Genomic DNA, 4109 nt, shown 5'->3' with positions numbered 1-4109 from the left:
CGCATATGTCCCGAAGCCGACAACGATCGTCCGTCGACCTGACCTCGAGAAAGTTACCGAGCGGTAGGTTGGGTCGGAGCGACGGATATGTCGGTGAGCCCCAATCTACTCGTCGGTAACCCCGCGCGTCCGTGAGCGGCATGCCGGGCGGAGGGCGGGGTCTCCCCGGCCGGCCGGGCCGACGCTTCTACAGTGGGCGGTCCATGAGCACCGACATCTCCTCGGCGTCCGACCTGCGGTCCCGCCTGGCCGACCTCACGCTGGTCGACGAGCATCGGCTGGGCAGGCGCCTCCGACGCACGCGCAGCCTGGACGACCCAGCCCGGCGGCAGGCCGCCATCGAGGAGGTGGCCGGCGCGGTGGCCGCCGCCGAGCAGCGCGTCGCCCGGCGCCGCGACGGCGTACCCGCAGTCGGCTACCCGACGGAGCTGCCGATCAGCCAGGCCCGCGACGAGCTGCACGCCGCGCTGCGCGACCACCAGGTCGTCGTGGTCGCCGGCGAGACCGGCTCGGGCAAGACCACCCAGCTGCCCAAGCTGTGCCTGGAGCTCGGTCGCGGTGTGCGTGGCGCCATCGGGCACACCCAGCCCCGCCGGTTGGCCGCCCGCACCGTCGCCGCCCGCATCGCCGAGGAGCTGCACGTCGACGTCGGCGAGCAGGTCGGCTACCAGGTGCGCTTCGACGACCGCACCAGCGACCGGACGCTGGTCAAGGTCATGACCGACGGCATCCTGCTCGCCGAGATCCAGGGCGACCCGTCGCTGCGCGCCTACGACACGATCATCCTGGACGAGGCGCACGAGCGCAGCCTCGCCATCGACTTCCTGCTCGGCTACCTGCACCAGCTGCTGCCCCGCCGCCCCGACCTGAAGCTCGTCATCACCTCGGCGACGATCGACCCGGCGCGCTTCGCCGGCCATTTCGGCGACGCCCCCGTCGTGGAGGTGAGCGGGCGCACCTACCCGGTGGAGATCCGCTACCGGCCCCTCGAGGAGGCCGACGGCGAGGACGACCAGGTCCAGGGGATCTGCGACGCGGTCACCGCGCTGCACCGCGAGATCCCCGGCGACGTGCTGGTGTTCCTGTCCGGCGAGCGCGAGATCCGCGACACCGCCGACGCGGTGCGCGCCCTCGGGCTGCACGACACCGAGGTGCTGCCGCTGTACTCCCGCCTGGCGGCGGCAGAGCAGCAGCGGGTGTTCCAGCCCGGTCGGGGCCGGCGGGTCGTGCTGGCCACCAACGTGGCCGAGACCAGCCTGACCGTGCCGGGCATCCGCGCGGTCGTGGACCCGGGCACCGCGCGGATCTCGCGCTACAGCAAGCGCACCCGCGTGCAGCGGCTGCCGATCGAGAAGGTCTCGCAGGCCAGCGCCGACCAGCGGGCCGGGCGCTGCGGGCGCGTCGCCGAGGGCGTCTGCATCCGCCTCTACAGCGAGGAGGACTACGCCGACCGCGCGGCGTTCACCGAGCCGGAGATCCTGCGCACCAACTTGGCCTCGGTCATCCTGCAGATGGCGGCGCTCGGGCTCGGCGACGTCGAGGCGTTCCCCTTCGTGGATCCTCCCGACCGGCGCAGCGTCCGTGACGCGATCCAGCTCCTGCACGAGCTGGGCGCGGTCGACAGCGCCGAGCCCGGTCCCCGACCCCGCCTCACACCGATCGGGCGCACCCTGGCCCGGCTACCCGTGGACCCCCGCATCGGGCGCATGCTCGTCGAGGCAGACCGCAACGCCTGCCTGCGCGAGGTGCTGGTGGTCGCCGCGGGCCTGTCCATCCAGGACCCCCGCGAGCGGCCTGCGGGCAAGGAGGGCAGCGCCGACGAGCTGCACGCGCGCTTCGACGACGGCGGGTCGGACTTCCTGGCCTACCGCAACCTGTGGGCCTACCTGCGCGGCCAGCAGCGGGCGCTGTCCTCGAACGCCTTCCGGCGGCGCTGCAAGGCCGAGCACCTGCACTACCTGCGGGTGCGGGAGTGGCAGGACCTGCACAGCCAGCTCCGGTCGATCGCGAAGGATCTCGGCATGGCCGTCAACGCGACCCCCGCCGAGGATGCCGTCGTCCACCGCTCCCTGCTTGCCGGGCTGCTGTCCCACGTCGGGCTGTACCAGGAGGCCGGGAGGCGCTACCGCGGTGCGCGGGGCCTGGAGTTCTCGCTGTGGCCGGGGTCGGCGCTGGCCGGCACCGCGCCGGCGTGGGTGATGGCCGGGGAGCTCGTCGAGACCTCCCGACTGTGGGCCCGCACGGTGGCGCGCATCGACCCCGCCTGGGTCGAGGAGGCCGCCGCCCACCTGGTGACCCGCACCTACGGCGAGTCGCGGTGGTCAGCGCGCCGTGGTGCGGCCGTGATCGACGAGAAGGTGACGCTCTACGGCCTGCCCCTGGTCACCGACCGCACCGTGGCGGCGGGGCCCGTCGACCCGGAGGCTGCGCGCGCCCTGTTCATCCGTCACGCGCTGGTCGAGGGAGACTGGGAGAGCCCGCACGCGTTCCTGGCCGCCAACCGCCGGCTGCTGACGGAGCTCGGCGACCTCGAGCACCGCACCCGACGGCGCGACCTGGTCGTCGACGACGACGCGCTGGTCGCCCTCTACGACGCCCGCCTGCCCGAGGAGGTCGTGTCCGGGGCGCACTTCGACACGTGGTGGCAGCAGGCGGGCCGCGAGACCCCCGACCTGCTCACGTTCTCCCGCGCGCAGCTGCTGGAGCGCACGCCGGCGCCCGTCCACGCCCAGGACCACCCCGACGTGTGGCCCTACCGGGACCTGGCGCTGACGCTGACCTACCGTTTCGAGCCGGGCGCGTCCGACGACGGCGTGACCGTGGTGATCCCCCTCGCGGCGCTGAACCGGATCGAGGCCACCCCGTTCGGCTGGCAGGTCCCCGAGCTGCGCGGCGAGCTGGTGACGGCACTGCTGCGGTCGCTGCCGAAGGATCTGCGGCGCAGCTTCGTGCCGGTGCCCGACGTGGCCCGTGCGGTGCTGGCCCGCCTGCACCCCACCGCAGAGCCGCTGACCGACGCGCTGGCCCGCGAGCTGCACGCCGAGACCGGCGTGGCCGTGCCCCGCGACGCCTGGGACCTCGACCGCCTCCCCGACCACCTGCGCATGACGTTCCGGGTGGTCGACGCCGGTCATGTGGTCGCGCAGGGCAAGGACCTGACCGAGGTCAAGCGGCGGGTGGGGGGCCAGGCGCGCGCGGCGGTGGCGCAGGTGGCCGAGCGGTTCGAGCGCCGGGGGCTGCGGGCGTGGACGGTCGGCGGGCTGCCGCGCAGCCTGGAGCTGGCCCGCGACGGGCACGCGCTGCGCGGCTTCCCGGCGCTGGTCGACGAGGGTGACTCGGTCGGCGTGCGGGTGCTGCTGACCGAACCCGAGCAGCGCCGGGCGATGTGGCAGGGCACCCGCCGGCTGCTGCTGCTGGAGCTGCCCCCGCCGGCCCGGGCCGTGGCCGCGCACCTCGATCGACGGGCCAAGCTGGCGTTGACCCGCAGCCCGCACGCCAGCGTCAGCGCGCTGCTCGACGACTGCGCCGGGTGCTCGGTCGACGCCCTGATGGCCGACCACGGCGGGCCCGCGTGGGACGACGAGGCGTACGCGAAGCTGCGGGCCGCGGTCGCCGGGGCCCTCGACGGGGACGTGCTGGAGGTGGTGTGCGCGGTCCAGGGGATCCTCGTCGCGGCAGGCGACGCGGAGCGCGCGCTGGCGGCGGTGAGCAGCGCGGCGCTCGCCCCCGCGGCCGCCGACGCCCGGGCTCAGCTGGGCGCCATGATCTACCCCGGCTTCGTCACCGCCACCGGCCGGCGGCGCCTGCCCGACGTGGAGCGCTACGTGCGGGCCATCGCGTGGCGCGTGGGCCGGCTGGGGCGCAACGTGGACCAGGACGCCGACCGCATGGCCCGCGTCGCGGAGGTGGCACAGGCCTATGCGGCGCTGCGGGCGCGGGCGGAGGCCGACCCCGATGCCGCCGCCGAGATCCGCTGGATGATCGAGGAGCTGCGGGTCAGCCTTTTCGCCCAGCCGCTCGGGACCCGCCACCGCGTCTCCGAGCAGCGCATCCTGCGCGCCATCGACGAGGCCGCCCGGTAGCGGGTCAGGATGCCAGGGCGGTCGCTT

1 protein-coding gene is annotated in these 4109 nt (G+C 74.7%); it reads left to right on the top strand.

Going from position 1 to position 4109, the window contains the following annotated elements; genetic code table 11:
- Nucleotides 1–203 precede the first annotated feature (203 nt).
- The gene (gene hrpA, locus WD250_11740) at nt 204–4082 is read left to right on the top strand and encodes an ATP-dependent RNA helicase HrpA (protein ID MEX2620877.1); all 3879 of its coding nucleotides are present in this window, start codon (nt 204–206) and stop codon (nt 4080–4082) included.
- The last annotated feature ends 27 nt before the right edge of the window (nt 4083–4109 follow it).

The organism is Egibacteraceae bacterium (assembly GCA_040905805.1).
Taxonomy (GTDB): Bacteria; Actinomycetota; Nitriliruptoria; order Euzebyales; family Egibacteraceae; genus DATLGH01.
The sequence above is the reverse complement of the archived record's forward strand: the minus strand, read 5'-3'. Positions and strand labels throughout refer to the sequence as shown.

Excerpts from the sequence above, each read along its gene's own strand:
- hrpA (MEX2620877.1), top strand. The coding sequence starts at position 204 with ATGAGCACCGACATCTCCTCGGCGTCCGACCTGCGGTCCCGCCTGGCC.